The following is a 23,992-nucleotide window of genomic DNA, read 5'->3' on the forward strand; positions in this document are numbered from 1 at the left end:
CCTGCTCGCGATAGCGGTGGGTCAGCTGTATCGATGCCGGATGTGCTGACGCCATCGCGAGCAGCTTGCCGCCTATACTCAACTCCATGGATGACATGAATCCGGAGTGGCGCGATCGTGCTGCGTTCGCTGATGCTGGCCGTTTTGATCGCTCTGGCGGGGTGCGCCACGGTAGAGCGCGGCCAGCAGGCCAGTGCGGTTACGGTCTCACAGGACACCTGGCGGCAGGTCGACCAGCAGATCATCGCCGCGTCCAAAAGCGCTATCGAGCAAACCGAAGTCTACGCTCGGGGGTCAATGGAGCACTGGCGGGTATTGGTCTACGAGCGGACCGAGGCTGAGTTCATCCCCTGGTTCAGCAGCTACTGGACCCAGGAATGGATGGCGGTGAAGGTCAGTTGGTATGCCGCCAGCGCCAAGGGCGAAGCGGATTCTGCCTCCAACCGCCTGGCGCTCTATCTTCAGGAGCAATACCGCGAGCAGGTGCTGGAACCGGTGGCCGTGGAGATCGATCCCGAAGCCATCAGGGCCGCTGCGACCAGCTATTACGTGCGCCTGCTCGATCAGCAGGTCCGGGTGATCGCACAGAGGCATCAAGTCCCGAATGAGCTGATGAACCGGCGCCTGCACGGTATTACTGCAATCAACCTGGGCCCGCCGGCGGCGCGCGATGCTTCCTTGTACGAGATGGTCCACACCGAGCCGCTGAATACACTGCCGGCCTACGCTGCGCTGATCGATCACGTCAACAAGGCCGCCGCCACGGGTTCGGGCCCGTCGGATGCGGTGATCGCCACGGTGGCGCAACACACCGCCGAAAAGATCGAAGCCCAGTTCGCCACACGCGGTGCGGCCGGTGCGGCTGCCGCCGTGGCTGGGAAGGCGGCGGGTGCGCTGATTTCGGTGGGTGTGGCGGGCATCCGCGCGATCATCCACGAAGGCGAGCGGCCGGAAATGGAGGCGCAGATTCGCAAAAGCCTGAGTACCGCGTTCGATGAGGCCTGGTTCAAGTCCCTCAAGCATCCCCTCAGTGGGGTGCTGGCACCGGTGTACTACCTGGACGAAGAAATCGAAGGCAACCTGGTGGAGGCGGCGCTGGCAAATCGGGCGGTGGTGTTGCCGGACCTCAAGCCGTGATGGATGGGTTCATTCCGCGCAGAGGGTGACGCGACAACCCTTGCGGTGGCGGATCTGTTCGTCAGAAGGGCGTTCCCTGACGAACTCGAAACGCGGTTCGCCTTCGCTGTAGATCACCAGCCAGCCCCATTCCAGCTCGCTTTCATCCTGCCCGGGCCGGGGCGGCGAGGCCCACCAGGGTTCTTTCTGCATGATCTGGCGCATCGTGGACTCCTGTCGGTTGGTCTTTCACTATAGACCGCTCGATTGTGTGGCAGGTGCGGGCAGTGTGCTCTGATCCCGATTGTTGACGTCTAGGGTCTGTATCTCCGCACTCGAACGGGGAATGACTGGACCCTGCGCACATGCAAGCACTGTTGAACGAGATCCTCGATGCGGTTCGCCCCCTGATCGGTCAGGGCAAGGTGGCCAACTACATTCCTGCCCTGGGCAGCGTGCCTGGTAATCAGTTGGGTATTGCCGTGTATGGCAACGACGGCGAGATGTATTGCGCAGGTGATGCCGAAACGCTGTTTTCGGTACAGAGTATTTCCAAGGTGTTCAGCCTGGTACAGGCCATCGAGCACTCCGGTGAAGCGATCTGGGAACGTCTGGGACATGAACCGTCCGGCCAGCCGTTCAATTCCCTGGTGCAACTGGAGTTCGAGCGCGGTCGCCCCCGTAACCCGTTCATCAACGCCGGTGCCCTGGTGATCTGCGATATCAACCAGTCGCGTTTCGCCGCCCCTGCGTTATCGATGCGTGATTTCGTGCGACGCCTGTCGGGCAATCCCCAGGTGATGGTGGACGGCAAGGTCGCTGATTCGGAATACCAGCACCGCGCCCGGAACGCGGCGATGGCTTACCTGATGCAATCGTTCGGCAACTTCCATAACGACGTGGAAGCGGTGCTGCGCAGTTATTTCAGTCACTGTGCGCTACGGATGAGCTGCATCGACCTGGCCCGGGCGTTCTGCTTCCTGGCCAACGACGGATTCTGCAAGCACAGTGGCGAACAGATCCTGAGTGCCCGCCAGACCCAGCAGGTCAATTCCATCATGGCGACCAGCGGGCTGTATGACGAGGCCGGCAATTTCGCTTATCGCGTCGGCCTGCCTGGCAAGAGCGGTGTGGGTGGCGGGATTGTCGCCGTGGTACCGGGGCGCTTCACGGTGTGCGTCTGGTCGCCGGAGCTCAACGCTGCCGGCAACTCCCTGGCCGGCATGGCGGCGCTGGAGTTGCTCAGCCAGCGGATTGGCTGGTCGGTGTTCTGACAAAAGAAAAGGGCCCGTTCCTGTTCAGGAACGGGCCCTTTGGCTTGAGTGCACTCAGCAGAAGCGGTCGATGACCCGGACTTCAGACGTGGGTTGCATCGACTGCCAGGCCTGGGTCAGCGTCTGCAGCACGCGACCGATAAAGTCCTTGTCGGCCGCAGCCTTCTTGCCCACGTAGCCTTGGCCGCGGCGGTACATCTTCAACCGGGCGCACAGGTCTTGCTGGTTCTGTTCGAACTCATCTTCGTGAGCGTAGGGCGACAGACGATCCATATGGACCTGGCCAGTCTTGCTGATCCACAGGATATGGCTGTCGAGCGTGTCTTTCTGTGCTGCGAACATGCGAGCCAGTTCATCAATAGATGGTTGATTGTTCAGATTCATGTGTAAGCCCCTTGACCATTTGGTTGATCTGTCTGGTGGTTCGCAAAGATTTCGCTTCTCGGTAAGTGCCTGCCTGCTACCGAAACCAGGCCGTCAGCGTTCGTCCGTCAGACTTCGACGGGGTCGTGCATCGGTTGTGTAGTGCTATCGAAGGGCTGCTACGCAAATGCGCTACAACGAAGAGAAACAGCGAAGAACCTTCAGGCAGTGTCAACTTTCGAGGGTCGACCACGCGCGTCATGAGGACCTTCGCCGACGTTTCTCGTCCTTGTTACCGGACGGTCATGCCAGGTCAGCACCTTCAATCTGCCTTGTGGGCAGTCCCTTATCCAAAAAACAGCTCGGCGGTCAGACGAGCTTGCTCAAACAGTTGCCTGTACTCCCGATCGGGGAGACGTCTGCATCATGCAAGGGCAAATCGGAGGCGTCAACGGTTTTGTAGTGATTATTTTTGATCACTACATATTGTCGGACAAAATGGTTTGGGTATGAAAAAACGGTGAGAGGGCGCGAGTTGAACACTCTGTGGCGAGGGATTTATCTGTGGCGAGGGGATTTATCCCCGCTGGGGTGCGAAGCACCCCCCTTGCGTTTGGCTTGATGCTGTAGTGACAACAGCATTTGGGGCTGCTGCGCAGCCCAGCGGGGATAAATCCCCTCGCCACAAAGGTATCCTTAAACCTCAAACTGTCTTGGTCTTGGCTGCTTTACGCGGGGTGCCGGTGGTCTTGCGCTTGGTCGGCTTGCGTTTGTTTTTCCACGGTGTTGCGCCACGTCCGGCAGGGCTGGCGGGGCCGCTGATGGTCAGGCTCATGCCCTGGCAGCGGGCGATGTGCTTGCTCATCCAGGCGGCTTGCCGGGTCACGAATTCCTCCAGGCTCATTTCACCGCTTTGCACCATGTCCAGCGCCTGTTCCCAGATGGCGGTGGTGCCCGGGTCGGCAATGGCGCGGGGGACCGCGTCGATCAGGCTGAAGGCCGCCGGGGTGGCGGACAAGGCCTTGCCGTTTTTCACCAGGTAACCGCGATCGAGCAGGCCCTGGATGATCGACGCCCGGGTCGCTTCGGTGCCGATGCCGGTGGTGTCCTTGAGCTTCTGCTTGAGCAGCGGATCCTCCACCAGTTTGGCGACGTTTTTCATCGCCTTGATCAGGTCGCCTTCGGTGAACGGCTTGGGTGGCTGGGTCCAGAGGTCCTTGAGCCTGACCTCGTCCACGGCGCAATCATGCCCCTCGGTCAACACCGGAAGGGGTTGCGGCGCGGGCACTTCACGGCCCTTTGCCGGTGCCAATGCTTCGGGCAAGGCGCGTTTCCAGCCGGGTTCGACGATCTGCTTGCCCACGGCCCGCAGCGCCTGGCCGGCGCAGTCGAAGTCGGCCTGGGTCCGGTCGTATTCATGGTTGGGCAGGAACTGCGCCAGGTACCGCGCACGGATCAGCGTATAGACGGCCCGTTGCTTGCCGGCGAGCTTGTCGAGGTTCTTCGCCGCAGCGGTGGGGATGATGCCGTGGTGCGCACTGACCTTGGCATCGTTCCAGGCCCGGGACTTGCGTTGCGGTTGCAGGTGTTCACGCAGCGGCGCGAGGCCCGGGTCGGCCTGGGCGAGGGCGGCCAGGATGGCGGGCGCTTCGCTGTGCTGGCTCAAGGGCAGGTAGCCGCAATCGCTACGGGGATAGGTAATGACTTTGTAGGTTTCGTAGAGCGACTGGGCAATGTCCAGGGTTTCCTGGGCGCCGAGGCCGAGCTTCTTCGAGCAGACTTCCTGCAGGGTCCCGAGGTCGAAGGGCAGCGGCGCTGCTTCGCGCAGGCGCTCGGTGCGTACCTTGGTCACCCGGGCTGTGGCGGCGTTGTCCATGGCCTGGGCGGCGTCGCGGGCCAGGGCCTGGTTCAGGCAGCGCTCCTGGTCGTCGCAGGCGTCGGGGTCGGCGCGCCACTGGGCGATGAAGGCGGTACCGGCGTGGCGCAGTTGCACGTCGATGGCCCAGTAGGCGACCGGCACGAAGTCGGCGATGCTGCGGTCGCGGTCCACCACCAGTCGCAGGGTGGGTGTCTGCACCCGGCCCACCGGCAGTACGCCTTGATAACCGGACTGACGCCCCAGCAGCGTGAACAGGCGACTCATGTTCATGCCGATCAGCCAGTCGGCCCGGGAGCGGCCCAGGGCCGAATGATACAGGTTGAAGGTTTCGGCCCCCGGCTTGAGGGCGGCCAGGGCCTTGCGGATCGAGGCTTCGTCGAGGGCCGACAACCACAGCCGCTGGATCGGCCCGCGATAGCGGCAGTGTTCCACCAGTTCCCGGGCGATCATTTCGCCCTCGCGGTCGGCGTCGGTGGCGATCACCAGTTCCTTCGCTTCCCCCAGCAGGCGCTTGACCGCCTTGTACTGGCCGGCGGTTTTCGGCTTGACGGTCATTTTCCATTGCGCCGGCACGATGGGCAGGTCGGCCAGCACCCAGCGCTTGTAGCGGGCATCGTAGGCATCGGGCGGGGCGGTTTCCAGCAGATGGCCGATGCACCAGGTCACCGTGACGTTCGCGCCCAACCAACAGCCGTCGCCGCGCCGCGTGGCGCCGAGCACGGCGGCGATGTCCTTGGCCTGGGACGGTTTTTCACACAGGTACAACCGCATAACGCCCTTTTCCTGAGCAGGTTTCATGGAGCGATAGCATGGTCAGGGATCGGCCCGGGAGCAAGCTTTATCTGTATGGATATACAGATAAAGCGTTGCGCTGCGTTGCAACGGCGTGTCTGGAATGACGTTCGGCGGCCGGTTTGCACTCGGAATGAATTTCTCGCGAGGGCATCGCTCATAACTTTCAGAGCGGCTGAAACCGCGAACACAATTGGCGGGATCAAGGAGAGTCACTTTATGAATTCGATGCCGAAGGGCGACGGACAGGCCACCACGCGTCTGATTCTCGTTGTTGAGGATGACCCGACGATACTGGAATTCCTGTGTGAGATCCTGGAGGACGAAGGGTTTGTCGTGGAGCCTCGGGAAAGCGCCGATTCGGCGCTGACATTCCTCGAGCAGAGCGCGGATTTTGTCGACCTGTTGCTGACTGATATCACCATGCCGGGCACGTTGGATGGCGCGGACCTGGCGAACCTGACCGGGGACCGCTGGCCGCAGATACCGCTGTTGATCATGTCCGGCTACGAAACGCCGGAAAGCGCCGGGATCAAGCACCACGCTGCATTCATCGCCAAGCCGTGGGCGTTGGGACAGATGCTGGACCTGGTGGAGAGCACGGTGAAGGATCATCAGATCCATTGATATGACAGTAGAAGCTGCCGAAGGCTGCGATCTTTTGCCTTTGACTCAATTGTTTGGGGCAAGATCGCAGCCTCGTTGCACTCGACAGCTCCTACAGCAGTTTATCCAGGTCCACATTCCTGGTTTCCCGCAGGCAGAGCATGCCCACCACCAGGCTCACGCCGGTGATCATCACCGGGTACCACAGCCCGTAGAAAATATCCCCCGTGTAGACCACCAGGGCGAACGACACGGTGGGCAGGAAACCGCCGAACCAGCCATTGCCGATGTGGTAGGGCAGGGACATGGAGGTGTAGCGGATGCGGGTCGGGAACAGTTCGACCATCAGCGCCGCCAGCGGCCCGTAGCACATCGCCGAGATGATGATCAGCGCCACGATCAAGGCGACGATCATCGGCTTGTTGATCTGCTGGGCATCAGCCTTTTGCGGGTAGCCCGCCAGCGTCACCGCGCCGCGCAGGGCCGCCTCGTCGTAACCCTCGATCTTCACGTCACCGACGTTGACCAGCACAGGGCTGCCAGCCGGCGCCGCGACGCTGCTGTAGGGCAGGCCTTGCTTGACCAGGAAGGTCTTGACCTTGTCGCACGGGCTGTCGAAACGCGCCTTGCCCACCGGGTCGAACTGGAAGGTGCAGGTGGCCGGGTCGGCGACCACGCTGATTGGTGCCTGGCGGCTTGCCAGGTCGATGGCCGGGTTGGCGTAGTGGGCCAGGGTCTTGAAGATCGGGAAGTACAGCGCCGTCGCCAACAGCAGGCCGATCATCAGCACCGGCTTGCGCCCGACCTTGTCCGAGAGCCAGCCAAAGAAAATGAAGAACGGCGCGCCGATGACCACGCTGACGATCAGCAGGCTGTTGGCCAGGGCCGGGTCCATCTTCAGGAACTGGGTGAGGAAAAACAGCACGTAGAATTGTGCGGCATAGAAGGTCACCGCCTGCCCGGCGTTGATGCTGAACAGCGCGATCAGCACCACCTTGAGGTTTTCCCATTGACCGAACGATTCGCGGATCGGCGCTTTGCAGCATTTGCCTTCCTCTTTCATTTTCACGAAGGACGGCGATTCATGCAGGCTCATGCGGATCCAGGTGGAGATGCCCAGCAGCAGGATCGACAGCAGGAACGGAATGCGCCAGCCCCAGACTTCGAACTGATCCCCCGTGAAGTAGCGGCAGCCCAGGATCACCAACAATGAGAGCAGCAGCCCGAGGGTGGCCGTGGACTGAATCCAGCTGGTATGGAAGCCGCGCTTGCCGATGGGCGCGTGCTCGGCGACGTAGGTCGCCGCGCCGCCGTATTCACCGCCCAGGGCCAGGCCCTGGAGCATGCGCAGTGCGACCAGGATGATTGGCGCGGCAATGCCGATGCTGGCGTAGTTGGGCAGCAGGCCGACGCAGAACGTCGCCAGGCCCATGAGGATGATGGTTGCCAGGAAGGTGTATTTGCGCCCGATCATGTCCCCCAGCCGCCCGAACACCAGCGCACCGAATGGCCGCACGACGAAGCCGGCGGCGAACGCCATCAGGGCGAAGATGAACGCCGTGGTGTCATTGACACCGGCGAAGAACTGCTTGCTGATCACCGCCGCCAGGGCGCCGTAGAGAAAAAAGTCGTACCACTCGAACACCGTCCCCAGGGACGAGGCGAAGATGACTTTCTGGGTGTCCCGGCTGGTGTCGACGCTGCGCGTGGCTTCCAGGGGCTGAACATGCTCTGACATTGCGGTATCCCTCACAGTGATTGTTTTTGTTGTTCCACTGTCGATGCCGATGGGCATCTCCTGCTTTGATGCATTCCTTGATTCCACATCCCCCTGTGGGAGCGAGCCTGCTCGCGATAGCGGTATGCCTGTTAACGAATAGGTTGACTGACACATCGCCATCGCGAGCAGGCTCGCTCCCACAAGGGACTTTGGTTGTTCTTCAGACTGTTGCTGTCTCCTTGGTGCTGACGGTGCTTGTAGCATTCGACTCCAACATCATCTGCGCCGCCTTCTCGGCAATCATCAACGTCGGCGAGCAGGTATTGCCCGAGGTGATGCGCGGCATGATCGAGGCGTCGGCGATGCGCAGGCCCTTGATGCCATGGACCCGCAGTTGCGCGTCCACCACTGCGTCGCCGTCCTGGCCCATGCGGCAGGTGCCCACCGGATGGAAAATCGTCGTGCCGATACGGGCGGCTGCCCGGTGCAGTTCTTCTTCGCTCTGCAGGCTGGGGCCCGGCAGGTATTCCGTCGGCTTGAAGGCTTGCAGGGCAGGGGCTGCGACGATGCGTCGGGTCAGGCGGATGGCGTCGGCGGCGACCCGCAGGTCTTCGGGATGGCTCAGGTAATTGGGCTGGATCAGCGGCGCCTCGTGGGGATCGGCCGAGCGGATGTCCACCCGACCGCGGCTCTGTGGGCGCAGGTCGCAGACTGACGCGGTGAACGCCGGGAAGCTGTGCAGAGGTTCGCCGAAGCGTTCCAGGGACAAGGGTTGCACGTGATATTCGAGGTTGGCCGAGGTCTGCTCCGGCCCCGAGCGGGCAAACGCGCCGAGTTGGCTGGGCGCCATGGACAGCGGGCCGCTGCGGTCATACAGATAGCGCAGGCCCATGCCCATCTTGCCCCACAGCGTGCCGGCGATCTGATTCAGGGTCCGGGCGTTTTCCAACTGGTAGATGAGCCGCAGTTGCAGGTGATCCTGCAGATTGCCGCCCACGCCCGGCAGTTCATGCACCACGCCGATCCCCAAGCGCTGCAGCAAGTTGCGCGGGCCGATCCCGGAGCGCTGCAGGATCCCCGGCGAGCCGATGGCGCCGGCGCACAGGACGATCTCCTTGCGTGCCTTGAAGGTCATGCCTTTGCCTTGCCAGCGGGCGCTGACGGCGTGGGCCCGGTCATCGCGCAGCAGCACGCGATCGACCTCGACCTCGGTGAGGACCGTCAGGTTGGCGCGCTGTCGAACCGGTTTCAGGAAGGCCTTGGCTGCATTCCAGCGCACGCCGGCTTTCTGATTGACCTGGAAGTAGCCGCAGCCTTCATTGTCGCCACCGTTGAAGTCGTCGACATTGGCAATGCCGCTCTGTTCGGCGGCATTGCGGAAGGCGTCGAGGATCGGCCATGACAGGCGCTGGCGTTCGACCCGCCATTCGCCGCTGGCGCCATGCAGGTCGGAATCCCCGGCGAAGTGGTTTTCGCTTTGACGGAACAGCGGCAACACATCCTTCCAGGCCCAGCCGGAATTGCCCTCGGCGGCCCAGCCGTCGTAGTCCGCGGCCTGGCCGCGCATGTAGATCATGCCGTTGATGGAAGAGCAGCCGCCCAGGACCTTGCCACGCGGATAGCTCAAGGCGCGCCCTTGCAGGCCGGGTTGCGCTTCGGTCTTGAAGCACCAGTCGGTGCGTGGGTTACCGATGCAGAACAGATAGCCGACCGGGATGTGGATCCATGGATAGTTGTCGCGCCCGCCGGCTTCGAGCAGCAGTACCCGGTGTTGAGGGTTGGCCGAAAGCCGGTTGGCCAGCAGGCATCCGGCAGGGCCGGCGCCCACGATCACGTAATCGTATTCATCGACGACAGGTTGCATCCGCGACCTCTTTTTTTGTTTTTGTGTGATCCATCCTAGTTGTTAGTTTTCGTTAAAAGAATGTTAGTTTTTGCGCAGTGGCTGTGCGTTTATAAACAGCGATGGGCAAGGAGCGTTCATGTTCGACTGGAATGACCTGCGTTACTTTCTGGAGCTGCAACGCAGCGGCCGCCTGCTGACCGCGGCGCGCCGGCTCAACACCACCCATGCCACCGTGGCCCGGCACATCGAAGCCATCGAGAAAAGCCTGGGGACCGCGCTGTTTGTCCAGCACGCCCAGGGCTATGAACTGACCCCGGCCGGCGAGACGTTGCTCAAGCATGCCGAGGCCATGGAGAACGTGGCGTTGCTGGCCCAGGAGGACATTACCCAGTCCAGCGCACCTCTGGGCAAGATCCGCCTGGGGGTGACCGAGGGGTTGGGCATCATGTTCCTCGCCAGTCGCATGGACGGATTGTTCCAGCGTTATCCGGGGCTGGAGGTGGAGCTGGTGGCGGTGCCGCGATTCGTCAGCATCCTCAACCGCGAGGCGGAAATCAGCATTCACCTCGAACGCCCGGCGGCCGATCTGCTGGTGACCCGCAAGCTCACCGACTACAGCCTGGCGTTGTACGCCAGCCAGGCTTACCTGGAGCGCTCGCCGCCGTTGCGCAGTCGCGAGGACCTGGCCCGGCACGCCTGGATCGGTTACGTCGATGACCTGCTGTTCAGCCAGGAGCTGATGTTCCTCAACAGCTTCTGCCGCAACCCGCGGGTGGTGTTCCACAGCACCAGCGTCATCGCCCAGCAACAGGCCGCACGCTCGGGCCTGGGGATCGCCGTGCTGCCATGCTACATGGCCAGCAACGACCCGGCGCTGGTGCCCTTGCTGCCTGCCGAAACCATCCGCCGCAGCTACTGGATCAGCACCCGTCGCGAACTGCACAGATCCGTGCGCCTGCGGGTGCTGTGGGATTACGTGGTGCAGTTATGCGAGCGGGAGCAGGGGGTGTTGTTGCCCTGATCTGAATCGGGTGGACATGGATCTGTGGCAAAGGAATTTTTGTGGCGAGGGGATTTATCTGTGGCGAGGGGATTTATCTGTGGCGAGGGGATTTATCCCCGCTGGGACGCGAAGCGGCCCCAAAATTCATCTGTCACTACAGTATCAAGCCCTACACAGGGGGGCGCTTCGCACCCCAGCGGGGATAAATCCCCTCGCCACAAGTGCATCATGAAGCCGATATTCCGGTGGCCGCCCAAGCCCCCTTTTCTGGCCCCCAATGACCTCAGCCGACACGCCGGCGTGCCTTAACGTGGGAGCTGCCAGACCCACAACAAGAAAGGCGCAGCCAAGCGCCGCCACGAGGGGCCTTATGTCGGCAACCACTCCTTGCGTCCTGTTCCATACCGCGACCCTCATGCTGCTTGGTGCGCTGCTCGCCGGCTGCGGTGAAGAGGCCAAGCCGCCTGCGCCCGCGACCCTCAATGCCATGCCTGCCGACGCGGCGCTGGCCCAGGTCTACGACAGCAGTTGCAAACTCTGCCATGCCAACCCTGGCGCCGGGGCGCCCCTGACCGGAGACGTGAATGCCTGGGCGCCGCGGGTAGCCCAGGGCGCCGATACCCTGCTGGACCACGCGATCAACGGCTACAACGGCATGCCGCCGATGGGCCTGTGCATGCACTGTTCCGAAGAGCAGTTCCTGGCATTGATCGCGTTCATGTCCGGCCAACAATTCCAGTAGCGGGGCAGACGATGGACTATTCACGACGCCAATGGCTGCAGCGGGCCGGTGTGGTTGCCGCGTTCACGGCGCTCAGCAGCCAGGGCGCGCTGGCCGACCTGATGCGGGCGCCGCGATTGATTCCGTGGCGCAACTGGTCCGGTGCCCAGAGTTGCCTGCCGGCGGCGCGGCTGGCGCCCAAGGACCTCGATGAACTGGTGCACGTGGTGACCCGCGCCGAAGGGCGGATCCGCCCGGTGGGTTCCGGTCACTCCTTCAGTGCCCTGGTGCCCACCGACGGCACCTTGCTGTCCCTGAGCTTTTTCAGCGGCCTGCTGGAGCATGATGCGGCCAGCCTGCAAGCCGAGTTCGGCGGCGGCACGCCAATGTCGCGTATGGGCCCGGCGCTCCAGGCCATCGGCCAGGCGTTGCCGAACATGGCCGACGTCGATTACCAGACCCTGGCCGGTGCCATCGCCACCTCGACCCACGGCACCGGCAAGGCCTTCGGCTCGTATGCGTCCCAGGTGGTCGGCCTGCAACTGGTGACGGCCAGCGGCGAGGTGCTCGATTGCGATGCCAACCGTCATCCCGAGGTGTTCAAGGCGGGGCGGGTGTCGCTCGGAGCGCTGGGGTTGGTGACCCGTGTGCGCTTGCAGAACCGCGCCGCCTATCGGTTGCGCGAACGCCAATGGGTGGCGAAAACCGAAGAGCTGCTGGAGGACGTGGAGGCCAACACCCGCGACAACCAGCACTGGGAAATGCAGGTGGTCACCCATTCCGACTATGCGTTGTCGATCACCCTGAACGAAACCACTGACCCGGCCACACCACCCATCAGCCCCGAGGAGGAGGGCGGCAACGAATTCGTCACTCTGATCGAGAAACTCGACAAGTACGGCAGCGACTTTCCGGCGATCCGTCGATCCTTGCTTAACAGCCTGCGACTGGTGGCCGACTTCGACGACCGGGTCGGTGATTCCCATGAGATCTACGCCAACGCTCGCACCGTGCGCTTCAACGAAATGGAGTATTCAGTGCCTGCCGAACAGGGGCCGGCGTGCCTGCGGGAGATCCTCGCGCTGATCCGCGACAAAGACCTGCGGACCTGGTTTCCCATCGAATACCGCTACGTGAAGGCCGACGACATTCCCTTGAGCATGTTCGAAGGACGGGACAGTTGTTCGATCTCCGTGCACCAGCATTACCAGATGGACCATCACAATTTCTTCGCCGCCATCGAGCCGATTTTCTGGAAATACCAGGGCCGTCCGCACTGGGGAAAATTGCACTCGCTGAACGCCAGGACGCTCCAGGCACTGTACCCGCGCTGGAACGAATTCAGCCAGGTGCGCCAGGCTCTGGACCCCGGCGGAAAGTTTCTCAACGGGCATCTTTCAACGATCCTGGGGGTGAGCTGATGGCTTTCAATCGTCGTGGTTTGCTGAAGGGAACGTTGGGCGCCGGGGTGTTGCTGGCCGGTGCCGCGGCCTGGCTGCGGCCGGATGACCGGGGCGGACCGTACAGTGATTATTTCCGTCAGTTGAACCGCGAGCTCAAGGCCCACGGCCCCATGCGTCCGGTGATGCTGATCGACCTGGATCGCCTCGATCACAACATCGAGGTGGTGAAGGCTTCGGTCCGGCGTGCGGGCAAGCAGTTGCGGCTGGTGGAGAAGTCCCTGCCTTCGCCTCAATTGCTGAAGTACATCGGCGAGCGGGCCGAGACCCGCCGGTTGATGTCGTTTCATCAGCCCTTTCTCAACCATGATGCAATGCAGTTTCCCGATGCCGACATCCTGCTGGGCAAGCCGCTGCCGGTGCGTTCCGCCGAGCTGTTCTATCAGCTTCACAAAGGCCCGTTCGACCCTGCGCGTCAGTTGCAGTGGCTGCTGGACACGCCCGAGCGCGTTCAGCAATACCAGGCCCTGGCCCAGGGGCTGGGCACGCGCATGCGGGTCAACATTGAACTGGATGTCGGCCTGCATCGGGGCGGGGTGGCCGATGACGCGACCCTGGAGGCGATGCTCAAACTGATTCGAGCCCATCCGGCGCAGTTGGAGTTCGCCGGGTTCATGGGCTACGACCCGTTCGTGGGCATGGGCGTGCCGGAGGTGGTGGCAAGCCCTGAAACACTGCTGGCGCGGGTCATGGCGACCTACACCGCACGGGTGGATTTCGTCCGGCTGCGCTATCCCGACCTGTGGCATCCGGGCCTGACCCTCAACACCGCCGGCAGCCCCAGCTATCGCCTGCATGAACAGGAACGCCTGAGTACCGAGGTGTCGGTGGGCACGGCCATGCTCAAGCCCAGCCATTACGACCTGCCGTCCTTGAGCGAGCACGTGCCGGCGGCCTACATCGCTACCCCGGTGCTCAAGCGCACCGGCGCGGTGAACATTCCGGCGCTGGACGACATGTCACGGATTTTTTCCTGGTGGGATGTGAACCAGCGGGCGACGTTCTTTCTCTACGGCGGCAACTGGATGGCCGACTTCGAATCCCCGCCGGGCTTGAAGAGCAACAGTCTCTATGGCCGCAGTTCCAACCAGGAAATGGCCAACGGCTCAGAGGCGGTGGGGCTGGCGGTGGAGGACCAGGTGTTCCTCAGGCCGACCCAGACCGAATCGGTGCTGTTGCAGTTCGGTGACCTGCTGGCGGTGCGTGGGGGGAGGATTGTCGAGAGGTGGCCGGTCTATGGCTGATCCGGTGTGGTAGTGATCGTTCCCGCGCTCCGCGTGGGAATGCCTCAACGGACGCTCCGCGTTCGGCTCTTTGGGACGCGGAGCGTCCCTGGCTGCATTCCCACGCAGAGCGTGGGAACGATCAGAAGAGGGGCTTATAGCTCAAACGGAATACTCAACTTCGCCCAGAGCATCTCGCCTTCGGGGCGGTTCTCCACGTCGAACTCCTTGGCCCAGCGGATCTCGGCGCTGGCGTACTTGAGGAAGGTCAGGTGCAGTGCCGGGCCGATGGCGAAGACCTGGCCGCGTACGCCGTCGTCCACGTCCTGCCCGGCGAATTGCACGGTGCGACCGAACTGTTTGTCGTCGGTGGTCTGCTTGAGGTAGTAGCCGTTGAGCCCCACCCTCAGGTTGTCGGTCAGCCGGTAACTGGCGGAATAATCGAAGTGGAAAATCTGCCCCGAGCGGTAGTCGGTGTCCTTGTTCCTCTCATTGAAGCTGTAGGTGGTTTTCATCGACACCTCGGTGTCTTCCGTGGGCAGCCAGGTGAAGGAAAACAGCGGTTTGTAGGTGTAGAAATTATTGCTGGTGTTGGCCAGTCGGTCGGGACTGTATTCGCCGGTAGGCACGGTGATTTCCACGGCGGCGGCCAGGGTCAGGTTCTTGCCCATGTCCCAGAGCACGATCGGTGAGATGGTGGTATCGCCCATGCCTTCGCGGGTATCGCTCATGCCGAACAACGCGACTTCCTGCTTGAGCCAGGGCTGGGCGACGTAGATTCCCAGTCGCCCGCCGGCAACCCGCAGTGGGCTCAGGTAGTCGATGCGCGGGATCACCGCCGTGGACTCGATTTCGACCCCCGGCACTTTCCCGCCCAGCGAGCTGATGTTGAATTTACGGGCCTTGTAATGGTTGTAGTAGAGGTTGAACGCGACCATGTTGTCCGGAAGGCTGTCGACCTCCAGCGGCAGCACGAAAAAGCCGTCGGTGCCAGGACCGATGTTGTCGACTCCGTTTTCGGTGGCCAGGACGGGCAGCGCGCCGCTGCAGGCCAGGCCGAGGGTCATTTGCAAGGCGAACGTCGTGCGGATCGGGTTCATGTGAGGCGCTCATTATTATTGTTGGAGGTACACCGAAGGTCCGAGCCATACAAATAAGCCGTTCGCGGCCGGCAGGGCAGGGTATTGGCGGCCACACAGGGGACTTGGGCGGCCAGATTTTTGCGTCCCTCTTCCATGGGGACATGCTAACGTTTATGAAACAACCGGTTACAAAAACGCCTCCCAACGTGCCCCGGACCCCGCCATGCAGATGAAAGTCATCGACCCCACCTATGAGCTGGCGCTGGTTTCGCCATTCCTGCTGCAAACCCTGGCCGAAGTCGTGGCGGACAAAGGGTTCAATGCCGCCAGCCTGTGTCGCGGCCTGGGGTTCGGCCTCGACGACCTGCAGGATCCCGCCCAGCGCATATCCCATCGACAGGCCGTGGTCATGATTCAACGGGCACTCAAGCTGCTGCCGGACCAGGGGCTGGGATTGTGGGTCGGCGACCGCAACGTGCTCGGCACCCTGGGGCTGCTGGGGCATGTGTTGTCGCTGTGCGAAACCCTACGCGATGCCTTTGCCCTGGGGATTCGCTATCAACACACCACCGGCGGCATCGCCGTGACCAGTGTCGAAGAAGCCGCGGACCGGATCATGGTCGACGCAACCTGCCGCTTGCCCTTCGCCGAGGTCCAGGTGTTTGCGGTCGAAGAATTCTTCGCCAGCCTGATGGTCTACGGCCGGGCGCTGGCGGGCGCGGATTTCAGGCCACAGGCCGTGGAGTTCATGCACGCGGCGCCCTCCTACGCCTCGGAGTACCAACGGATCCTGGGGCCGGATGTGCGCTTCGGTTGCCGCTACAATCGCATGCTGATCGACGTCCGCTGGCTGGACGTGCGCCTGCCCAATCATCACCCGCTGGCTTTGCGTCAGGCCTTGGCCTTGCTGGACCAGGAAGCGGCCGAGGTCCACCAGAAGATCGACCTGATCCAGGCGGTGGAGCGGGCGATTGCCCGGGACCTGACCCGGGGCAGCCACATCGAGAAAATCGCCGGCGACCTCAACATGAGCAGCCGCACCCTGCGACGACGCCTGACCGAGCACAACCTGACGTTCGAAACCTTGCTCGAACAAGTGCGCCGCGGCCGGACGCTGAGCTTGCTGGCCAATCCCGAGCTGTCCATCGAGCGCATCACCGAAGAGGTCGGCTACAGCGACGTGCGCAGTTTCCGCCGGGCCTTCCGGCGTTGGACCGGAATGAGCCCCAGTGCTTTTCGCAACGAGGGTGCCGAAGCTCGGCTCTAATCTAAGGTTATGTCCAAACGGTATTTCTCAAGCCTCGGACGGTTTCCCTAAGATCACGTCATAACTCGTTATGACAAGTGATCCAGCCCATGCCCGATAACGTACTTGCCCTCAGCAGCGTTCCGCTGCACACCCAACTGCGCGACGTGTTGCGCGCCCGCATCCTCGACGGTGAATACCCCCAAGGCAGCCAGATGCCCTCGGAAAGCGAGCTCGGCGCACTGTTCAGCGTCAGCCGCATCACCGTGCGCCAGGCCCTGGGGGATCTGCAGAAGGAAGGGCTGATTTTCAAGATCCACGGCAAAGGCACCTTCGTCGCCAAGCCCAAGACGTTCCAGAACGTCAGCACCCTCCAGGGCCTGGCCGAGTCCATGACCGGGCGCGGCTTCGAGGTGATCAACCGCCTGCGCAGTTTCAAGTTCATCCCGGCAGACAAACAAGTGGCCGAGCGCCTGGGACTGGTCGAAGGGGAGACGGTAACGCAGATCAAGCGGGTGCGACTGATCAACCGCGAGCCGGTGTCGCTGGAAATCACCTACCTGCCCAAGGCCCTCGGCGAGCGACTGGAAAAAGCCGACCTGGTGACCCGTGACATTTTCCTCATCCTGGAAAACGACTGCGCCCTGACCCTGGGGCACGCCGACCTCGCCATCGATGCGGTGCTGGCTGACAGCGACCTGACCCAGGCCCTGGAAGTCGAGCCGGGCTCGCCCATCATGCGCATCGAGCGCCTGACCCACGACGCCGAGGGCCGGCCGTTGGACTTCGAACACCTCTACTACCGCGGCGATGCTTTCCAGTACCGCCTGCGGATCGACCGGCAAAAAGGGACGCAAGCATGACCCACAGCGCTGTGACTGGAAGCACCCTGGAACAGGAATACGACATCGTCGTCATCGGCGGTGGCACCGCCGGCCCCATGGCGGCGATCAAGGCCAAGGAGCGCAACCGTGATTTGCGCGTGCTGTTGGTGGACAAGGCCAACGTCAAGCGCAGTGGCGCCATCAGCATGGGCATGGACGGCCTGAACAACGCGATCATTCCCGGCCACTCCACACCCGAGCAGTACACCAAGGAAATCACCATCGCCAACGACGGCATCGTCAATCAGGCGGCGGTGTACGCCTATGCGACCCACAGCTTCGAAACGATAGAGCAACTGGACCGCTGGGGGGTGAAGTTCGAGAAGGATGAAACCGGCGACTACGCGGTGAAAAAGGTCCACCACATGGGCGCCTATGTGCTGCCGATGCCGGAAGGGCACGACATCAAGAAAGTCCTGTATCGCCAATTGAAACGGGCGCGGGTGAGCATCACCAACCGGCTGGTCTGCACCCGCTTGCTGACGGATGCCGAGGGCGCGGTGAACGGTGTGATGGGCTTCGATTGCCGCAGCGCCGACTTCCATGTGATCAAGGCCAAGGCCGTCATCCTGTGCTGCGGCGCAGCGGGGCGCCTGGGCTTGCCGGCCTCCGGCTACCTGATGGGTACTTATGAGAACCCCACCAATGCCGGGGACGGCTATGCGATGGCCTATCACGCCGGTGCCGAGCTGGCGAACCTGGAGTGCTTCCAGATCAACCCGTTGATCAAGGATTACAACGGCCCGGCCTGCGCCTACGTCACCGGTCCCCTGGGTGGCTACACCGCCAACAACAAGGGCGAACGCTTCATCGAGTGCGACTACTGGAGCGGGCAGATGATGTGGGAGTTCCACCAGGAGCTTGAAGGCGGCAATGGCCCGGTGTTCCTCAAACTCGATCACCTGGCCGAGGAAACCATCCAGAACATCGAGGAAATTCTGCACAGCAACGAGCGGCCCAGCCGTGGCCAGTTCCACGCCAACCGTGGCACCGACTACCGCACGCATATGGTGGAAATGCACATTTCCGAGATCGGTTTTTGCAGCGGCCATTCGGCGTCGGGCGTGTGGGTGAACGAGCGCGCCGAGACCTCGGTCAAGGGTCTGTACTCGGCCGGCGACATGGCGGCGGTGCCGCACAACTACATGCTCGGTGCGTTTACCTACGGTTGGTTTGCCGGCAACAACGCGGCAGACTTCGTCGCCGGCAAGGACTTCTCGGCGCTGGATGCCGGGCAGATCGAACGGGAAAAGGCCCGCGTCTACGCACCGCTGATGCGCGAGCATGGCCTGCCGCCGGCCCAGGTGGAATACAAGCTGCGGCGCTTTGTGAACGATTACCTGCAACCGCCGAAGGTCACCAAAAAGATGCAGATCGGCCTGCAACGCTTCAGCGACATCCAGCGCGACCTGGACCAGATCAAGGCCCACAACGCTCACGAGTTGATGCGTGCCATGGAGGTCAGCGTGATCCGCGATTGCGCCGAAATGGCCGCCCGGGCCTCGCTGTTTCGCGCTGAAAGCCGTTGGGGGCTGTACCACTATCGGGTCGATCACCCGCAACGCAACGACAGCGAGTGGTTCTGCCACAGCCATTTGAAGAAAGGCGACGACGGCGTGATGACCTCATTCAAGAAACCCGTCGAGCCGTACATCATCGCCCTCGATGCCGAAGAGCTGCAGGCCTACGACCGGCTGCGGGTCGACGCCAGCGCGGCGTGAACCGTCCACCCAGAGAGAACGCCCATGGCCTATCAACCCCAGGAAATCTTTTTCCGTTCCAATGCCCCCGTCACCGTGGACGAGGACAAATGCATCGCTCACAAAGGCTGCACCGTGTGCGTCGATGTCTGCCCCATGGACCTGCTGGCAATCAACCCGGCGACCCAGAAGGCCTACATGGCGTTCGATGAATGCTGGTACTGCATGCCGTGTGAAAAGGACTGCCCGACCGGTGCGGTGAAAGTGGAGATTCCTTACCTGCTGCGTTGAAACTCGGAATAGCTTTCGCGAGCAGGCTCGCTCCCACAAGGGATCTGTGGTGTACGCCGAATCTGTGAACGCTGAAGAAAAATGTGGGAGCGAGCCTGCTCGCGAAGAGGCCAGCCCAGTCACTACAAAGCCATCCGGCCACCCCCGGACGCCTGATCCAGAAACACCCCTCGTTTCCCACCGTGCACAGATCACGGCGGAGACGAACCTCCTACAAATGATTCGAGGGGAATCCCCATGTTGCGTGCAGCGTTGGCCGGTCTGGTACTGGCTTCATTGACCTTGTCTGCCCAGGCAGAAACCATCCGTATCGCCATCGGCACCCAGGACACCACCATCAACTGCGCCGCCGGCGGGTTGCTGATCCGTGAGCTGGGCCTGCTGGACAAATACCTGCCCCACGACGGCGCCTATAAAGATGCCCGGTACGACATCCAGTGGAAGAACTTCACCAGCGGTGCGCCGCTGACCAACGAGATGGTCGCCGGCAAACTGGACTTCGGCGCCATGGCCGATTTCCCCGGGGCGTTCAACGGCGTGGCGTTTGAAACCGCTGGCAAGCACAGCCTGTTCATCAGCGTGCTGTCAGGCAGTACCCAGGGCAGCGGCAACGGCATCGTCGTGCCCAGTGCCTCGGGCGTGCAGTCCCTGGCCGAGCTCAAGGGCAAGACCATTTCCGTGCCGTTTGCCTCCACCGCCCACGGCATGTTGCTGCGCGCCGTCGCGGCCCAGGGCTGGGATCCGCTCAAGGACGTGAACATCATCGCCCAGCCGCCGGAAGTCGCCGGCTCGGCCTTGCAGGCCGGCAAGATCGACGCCCACGCCGACTTCGTGCCGTTTGCCGAACTGTTCCCCAGCCGGGGCTTTGCCCGCAAGATCTACGACGGTGCCCAGGCCGGCGCGCCGACCTTCCATGGCGCGTTGGTGGACCAGGCCTATGCCAGGAAATACCCGGAAATCGTCGTCGCTTACCTGCGTGCGACCATTGAGGCCAACCAATTGCTCGCCGCCGAGCCGGAGAAGTACAGCGAGCTGATCGCCCAGGTCACGGGGGTGGATGCCGAGGTCAATTACCTGTTCCACGGACCGCTGGGCGTGCAGACCCGCGACCTGACCTGGAAGCCGGAATACCGGCAAGCCGTCGGCACCGCCATCGACACCCTCAAGCTGTTGAAGAAAGCCGATCGCGGCCTGGACCTCAATACCTTCATCGATGATCAGTACATCCGTGCCGCATTCAAGGCGTCGAACCTGGATTACGCCGCGCAACTGGCGAACTACGCCCAGACACCGCTGGGCTCTGTCGACGCCGCGACCGGCCAGGCAATCACCGACTTCAGTCGCGTGGCCGAGATCTGGGTGCGTGGCGAACCGAAAGTGCGCCATTACGCCTCGGCGCAAGCGGCCTTCGCCGCGCTGGCGAGTCTCAAGCAGGAAGGTAAGGCCATCCGTGCGGTCTATGCCCAGGCCAGTGACAGCGGGATCAAGTTATTGGCCGAGCAGGCGTGGTTTGCCAGTGATGGCAAGGGCCGGCTCAGTGCGTTCCTGTTGAAGGGCCAGGCCGAGCAATTTGCCGTGCAGCAGGGCGGCAAGGTGCTGGATTTCAGCGAAGCCACGGCCCAGTCGGTCGCTGCTCGATAACCCGCCAAATGACCTGTGGGAGCGAGCCTGCTCGCGATAGCGGTTTATCAGTCACATCAATTCCAGCTGATCTGACGCCATCGCGAGCAGGCTCGCTCCCACAGGGACCTCGGTTGAGAGGAAGAATTTTGAATCGATCTTACGCACGCTGGCTCCTGCGAGCCGCTTCCCTGTTGCTCTGCTTGCTGTTCTGGCAACTTGCATCCAACGGCCACTGGGACCTCGGCCTGGTGACCTTCGCCAATGTCCCGACGCCCATGGCTGTGGCCCAGGCCGCGTTCGGCCTGGGCGAGTCGGGCAGCCTTGCCCGGCACCTGGGCAGCAGCCTGGGCCGGGTCTTTGCCGGTTATGGCGCGGCGGTGCTGATCGGTGTGGCCGCGGGCCTTGCCATCGGCCGTTCGAAATGGGCGGAAGACCTGCTGTTGCCACCGCTGGAAGTCCTGCGCCCGATCCCTGCTGTGGCCTGGATTCCCCTGGCGATCCTGATGTTTCCCTCGTCGGAGTTGTCGATGGTGTTCATCACCTTCACCGGCGCGCTGTTTCCGGTCCTGCTCAACACCGTGCACGGCGTCGAAGGGGTGGACCGGCGGCTGATCGCGTCGGCGAAAAGCCTGGGGGCCGGGCGTTGGGCGATCCTGCTGGAAGTAATTTTGCCGGGCGCCGCGCCGAGCATCATCACCGGCCTGGCCATCGGCATGGGCACGTCCTGGTTCTGCCTGGTGACGGCGGAGATGATCGCCGGCCAGTACGGCATCGGCTACTACACCTGGGCTTCCTACACCGTGCAGAACTACGCCGACATCGTGGTCGGCATGCTGCTCATCGGTGTGCTGGGTATGGGCAGCAGTGTGTTGATCAAGCGCCTGGGCGGGCTGTTCACGCCTTGGCATCGACCCCGAGGAAAAGCCTGATGAGTGTGATGCAAACGCCCGAAGGACGGATCGATATCCGTCAGCTGTCCATTGTCCTTGGCCAGGGTGCCCAGGCTTTCGAAGCCGTCCAGGGCCTCGATTGCCAGATCGAAGCGGGCCAGTTCGTCTGCGTCCTGGGACCGTCCGGTTGCGGCAAATCCACCTTGCTCGGCGCTTTGGCCGGGCATCTACAACCGCGTACCGGCACCCTGAATGTCGACGGCTTGCCGGTGTCCGGTCCGTCGCCCCAACGGGGCATGGTGTTCCAGCAACACACGTTATTTCCCTGGCGCCGTGTGCGTGACAACGTTGCCTTCGGCCTGAAGATGCGCGGCCTCGGCAAGGCCGAGCGATACCGCGCCGCCGATGAAATCCTGGCGCTGGTGGGGCTCGAAGGCTTTGCCGGGCATTGGCCGGACCAGCTCTCCGGGGGCATGCAGCAACGGGTGGAAATTGCCCGGGTGCTGGTCAATCGCCCGCGCTTGCTGCTGATGGACGAACCTTTCGGCGCGCTGGACGCCCTGACCCGGTTGCACATGCAGGAACTGCTGCTGGACATCTGGACCCGCATCCGCACCACGGTAGTGTTCGTCACCCACGACATTGATGAGGCGCTGTTCCTGGCTGATCGGTTGCTGGTGATGAGCCCGCGTCCCGGCCGAATCATCGAGGACCTGCGGCTGGATTTTGCCCGGCCTCGAACGACGGAGCTGGTGACCAATCCAGAGTTCACCCATTTGAAACGCCACTGCCTCGAGCTGCTGCGCCATGAAGAGGGCCGGCAATTGCCGCGCCTCAACCCTCTCGGGCTCCCTGAAACCTCCTTGCCGCGATTTGCCTTATGACCTCTCTATTCGAAAGCACTGACAACGACGACATTCTGCTCCTGCAACCACGGCTGACCGACGACGACCCCGGCGTGCGCCGTATTGCCCTGATTGAACTGGCTGACCTGGAAGAGCCAGAAGGCCTGTCATGGCTGGTGGGTCGCCTGGGCCAGGACCCCAGCGCCGAGGTGCGGGCCGAAGCTGCGCGCCTGCTTGAGGCCTGGGAAGACGCGCCGGTGGTCGAGGCCCTGTGCCAGGCCCTGACCGATCCGTCCTCGACCGTGCAGGCTGCTGCTGCCCAGAGCCTGAGCCTGCTCAAGAGCGAAGCGGCGGGGAGGGTGATCCTGCCCTGGACGGCCCATGGGGATATCGGCGTGCGCGTCGCCGCGTTCAGGGCCTTGCGCGAGCTGCGTCTGGTGGACGCGGCAGCGGCTGCGATCACGGCCCTGGCCGACAGCGATGCCGGTGTGCGCCGCGAAGCCGTTGGCGTACTGGGCTGGCTCAAGCACCTCGACGCCTTGCCGGCCCTGGCAAGGCTTGCCAGTGACGATCCGGACAGCGAAGTGCGCCGGGCGGCCACCGGCGCCCTTGGTCTGGCTTCGGACGCTCAGGTCTTGCCGGCGTTGTGCCGGGCGTTGCGGGATCCGGTCTGGTCGGTGCGCGAAGAGGCCGCCACTACCTTGGGCAAGGTCGGCCACAGCGAGGGCGGCCCGGCCCTGATCGAGGCCCTGGATGACGACTATTGGCAAGTGCGTCTGCGGGCCACCCGTAGCCTTGGCCGTTTGCGTCATGCCCCGGCCTTGCAGCCCTTGATCGATACCCTGGGGCATCGCATCAGCAACCTGCGCAAGGAAGCGGCCCTGGCGTTGGGGGAGCTGAATGATCCGGGGGCCATGGCGGCCTTGCAGGCTGCCCAGGACGATGGCGACCCCGAAGTGCGCAAAGCCGTGCGCATTGCCCTGGAGCAGTTGCGATGAACCCGCTGGCGATTGGCAATTCCCAAGACAAGGGACAATTGCGCTTGAATTGGCCCGATGGTCGCGAACAACGACTGGACCACGCCGGACTGCGCCGCCAATGCCCATGCTCCCAGTGCCGGGCGTTTCGCCTGCAAGGGCTGACGGTACGGGTCGACTCGCGGATTCGGGTGGTTGAAGTCAATGCCCAGGGCTATGGGGTTCAGTTGGTCTTCAGTGATGGGCATGAGCGCGGGATTTACCCGTGGGCTTATCTGGCCGGACTTGAGAACTGACTGTGCAGGCTGACCCACCGCTATCGCGAGCAGGTTCGCTCCCACAGTTTTTTCCGGGGTGTTCACAGATCCGACGTACACCACCCAACCCCTGTGGGAGCGAGCTTGCTCGCGATGGCGGCGGTACAGCCGACCTGTGAACTGACTGGCGGCGC

The 23,992-nt window shown here is 62.8% G+C and carries 22 protein-coding genes; 16 read left to right on the forward strand and 6 right to left on the reverse strand.

All coding sequences use genetic code 11. The annotated features are described in order from the left end of the window. Positions 1-117: 117 nt before the first annotated feature. Complete coding sequence (locus LOY67_RS10615; protein WP_265067115.1) at positions 118-1,137, forward strand: hypothetical protein; 1,020 nt, start codon at positions 118-120, stop codon at positions 1,135-1,137. Positions 1,138-1,146: 9 nt separating this feature from the next. On the opposite strand, the gene LOY67_RS10620 is transcribed toward LOY67_RS10615, so the two are convergent. After that, positions 1,147-1,341 (reverse strand): hypothetical protein, encoded by a 195-nt coding sequence (locus LOY67_RS10620; RefSeq protein WP_265067116.1) that lies wholly within the window; start codon positions 1,339-1,341, stop codon positions 1,147-1,149. A gap of 140 nt (positions 1,342-1,481) precedes the next feature. Between LOY67_RS10620 and glsB the strand changes: the two genes are divergently transcribed. After that, positions 1,482-2,390, forward strand: coding sequence for a glutaminase B (gene glsB, locus LOY67_RS10625; protein WP_265067117.1), 909 nt, complete (start codon positions 1,482-1,484; stop codon positions 2,388-2,390). 54 nt (positions 2,391-2,444) lie between these two features. Here the strand turns inward: glsB and LOY67_RS10630 are convergent, their stop codons facing one another. Together LOY67_RS10630 and LOY67_RS10635 are read right to left on the reverse strand one after the other, a co-directional pair. After that, the gene (locus LOY67_RS10630) at positions 2,445-2,774 is read right to left on the reverse strand and encodes a hypothetical protein (RefSeq protein WP_265067118.1); all 330 of its coding nucleotides are present in this window, start codon (positions 2,772-2,774) and stop codon (positions 2,445-2,447) included. A gap of 682 nt (positions 2,775-3,456) precedes the next feature. After that, positions 3,457-5,403 (reverse strand): DNA topoisomerase III, encoded by a 1,947-nt coding sequence (locus tag LOY67_RS10635; RefSeq protein WP_265067119.1) that lies wholly within the window; start codon positions 5,401-5,403, stop codon positions 3,457-3,459. Positions 5,404-5,643: 240 nt separating this feature from the next. Here LOY67_RS10635 and LOY67_RS10640 point away from each other — a divergent pair, with 240 nt between their 5' ends. Then, entirely contained in the window at positions 5,644-6,051 is a 408-nt protein-coding gene (locus LOY67_RS10640) for a response regulator (RefSeq protein ID WP_265067120.1), read from the forward strand. A 91-nt stretch (positions 6,052-6,142) separates the two neighbouring features. Here LOY67_RS10640 and LOY67_RS10645 read toward each other — a convergent pair whose 3' ends face one another. Together LOY67_RS10645 and LOY67_RS10650 are read right to left on the reverse strand one after the other, a co-directional pair. Next, positions 6,143-7,768: an MFS transporter gene (locus LOY67_RS10645; RefSeq protein WP_265067121.1), complete on the reverse strand. Its 1,626-nt coding sequence runs from the start codon at positions 7,766-7,768 to the stop codon at positions 6,143-6,145. Between the two features lie 202 nt (positions 7,769-7,970). Then, positions 7,971-9,614: a GMC family oxidoreductase gene (locus LOY67_RS10650; RefSeq protein WP_265067122.1), complete on the reverse strand. Its 1,644-nt coding sequence runs from the start codon at positions 9,612-9,614 to the stop codon at positions 7,971-7,973. A gap of 118 nt (positions 9,615-9,732) precedes the next feature. On the opposite strand from LOY67_RS10650, the gene LOY67_RS10655 reads away from it, so the two are divergent. The 4 genes from LOY67_RS10655 (at position 9,733) to LOY67_RS10670 (ending at position 14,024) form a co-directional block, all read left to right on the forward strand. Beyond that, positions 9,733-10,617: a LysR family transcriptional regulator gene (locus LOY67_RS10655; RefSeq protein ID WP_265067123.1), complete on the forward strand. Its 885-nt coding sequence runs from the start codon at positions 9,733-9,735 to the stop codon at positions 10,615-10,617. Between the two features lie 352 nt (positions 10,618-10,969). Then, positions 10,970-11,341, forward strand: coding sequence for a c-type cytochrome (locus LOY67_RS10660; protein WP_265067124.1), 372 nt, complete (start codon positions 10,970-10,972; stop codon positions 11,339-11,341). A gap of 101 nt (positions 11,342-11,442) precedes the next feature. Continuing rightward, entirely contained in the window at positions 11,443-12,741 is a 1,299-nt protein-coding gene (locus tag LOY67_RS10665) for a D-arabinono-1,4-lactone oxidase (protein WP_265067746.1), read from the forward strand. 74 nt (positions 12,742-12,815) lie between these two features. Further along, positions 12,816-14,024: a DSD1 family PLP-dependent enzyme gene (locus LOY67_RS10670; RefSeq protein WP_265067747.1), complete on the forward strand. Its 1,209-nt coding sequence runs from the start codon at positions 12,816-12,818 to the stop codon at positions 14,022-14,024. Between the two features lie 134 nt (positions 14,025-14,158). Here LOY67_RS10670 and LOY67_RS10675 read toward each other — a convergent pair whose 3' ends face one another. Continuing rightward, positions 14,159-15,103, reverse strand: a complete 945-nt coding sequence (locus tag LOY67_RS10675; RefSeq protein ID WP_265067125.1) for a transporter — start codon at positions 15,101-15,103, stop codon at positions 14,159-14,161. A 205-nt stretch (positions 15,104-15,308) separates the two neighbouring features. Between LOY67_RS10675 and LOY67_RS10680 the strand changes: the two genes are divergently transcribed. The 9 genes from LOY67_RS10680 (at position 15,309) to LOY67_RS10720 (ending at position 23,837) form a co-directional block, all read left to right on the forward strand. Further along, the gene (locus LOY67_RS10680; protein WP_265067126.1) at positions 15,309-16,352 is read left to right on the forward strand and encodes an AraC family transcriptional regulator; all 1,044 of its coding nucleotides are present in this window, start codon (positions 15,309-15,311) and stop codon (positions 16,350-16,352) included. Positions 16,353-16,441: 89 nt separating this feature from the next. Beyond that, positions 16,442-17,194, forward strand: a complete 753-nt coding sequence (locus tag LOY67_RS10685; RefSeq protein WP_265067127.1) for a GntR family transcriptional regulator — start codon at positions 16,442-16,444, stop codon at positions 17,192-17,194. Beyond that, positions 17,191-18,936, forward strand: a complete 1,746-nt coding sequence (locus tag LOY67_RS10690; protein ID WP_265067128.1) for a fumarate reductase/succinate dehydrogenase flavoprotein subunit — start codon at positions 17,191-17,193, stop codon at positions 18,934-18,936. The genes LOY67_RS10685 and LOY67_RS10690 overlap by 4 nt, the downstream gene beginning before the upstream one ends. A gap of 24 nt (positions 18,937-18,960) precedes the next feature. Next, the gene (locus LOY67_RS10695) at positions 18,961-19,206 is read left to right on the forward strand and encodes a ferredoxin family protein (protein WP_003180418.1); all 246 of its coding nucleotides are present in this window, start codon (positions 18,961-18,963) and stop codon (positions 19,204-19,206) included. A 237-nt stretch (positions 19,207-19,443) separates the two neighbouring features. Then, the gene (locus tag LOY67_RS10700; protein WP_265067129.1) at positions 19,444-20,847 is read left to right on the forward strand and encodes an ABC transporter substrate-binding protein; all 1,404 of its coding nucleotides are present in this window, start codon (positions 19,444-19,446) and stop codon (positions 20,845-20,847) included. 128 nt (positions 20,848-20,975) lie between these two features. Beyond that, positions 20,976-21,758, forward strand: a complete 783-nt coding sequence (locus tag LOY67_RS10705) for an ABC transporter permease (RefSeq protein WP_265067130.1) — start codon at positions 20,976-20,978, stop codon at positions 21,756-21,758. Further along, positions 21,758-22,603 carry an ABC transporter ATP-binding protein gene (locus tag LOY67_RS10710; protein WP_265067131.1) on the forward strand — a complete coding sequence of 282 codons (846 nt, stop codon included), beginning with the start codon at positions 21,758-21,760 and terminating at the stop codon, positions 22,601-22,603. Before LOY67_RS10705 ends, LOY67_RS10710 begins: the two co-directional genes overlap by 1 nt. Next, positions 22,600-23,562: a HEAT repeat domain-containing protein gene (locus LOY67_RS10715; RefSeq protein ID WP_265067132.1), complete on the forward strand. Its 963-nt coding sequence runs from the start codon at positions 22,600-22,602 to the stop codon at positions 23,560-23,562. Before LOY67_RS10710 ends, LOY67_RS10715 begins: the two co-directional genes overlap by 4 nt. Next, complete coding sequence (locus LOY67_RS10720; RefSeq protein ID WP_265067133.1) at positions 23,559-23,837, forward strand: DUF971 domain-containing protein; 279 nt, start codon at positions 23,559-23,561, stop codon at positions 23,835-23,837. Before LOY67_RS10715 ends, LOY67_RS10720 begins: the two co-directional genes overlap by 4 nt. Positions 23,838-23,992: the final 155 nt, after the last annotated feature.

The sequence above is a fragment of the Pseudomonas sp. B21-056 genome (assembly GCF_026016325.1).
Classification (GTDB): Bacteria; Pseudomonadota; Gammaproteobacteria; order Pseudomonadales; family Pseudomonadaceae; genus Aquipseudomonas.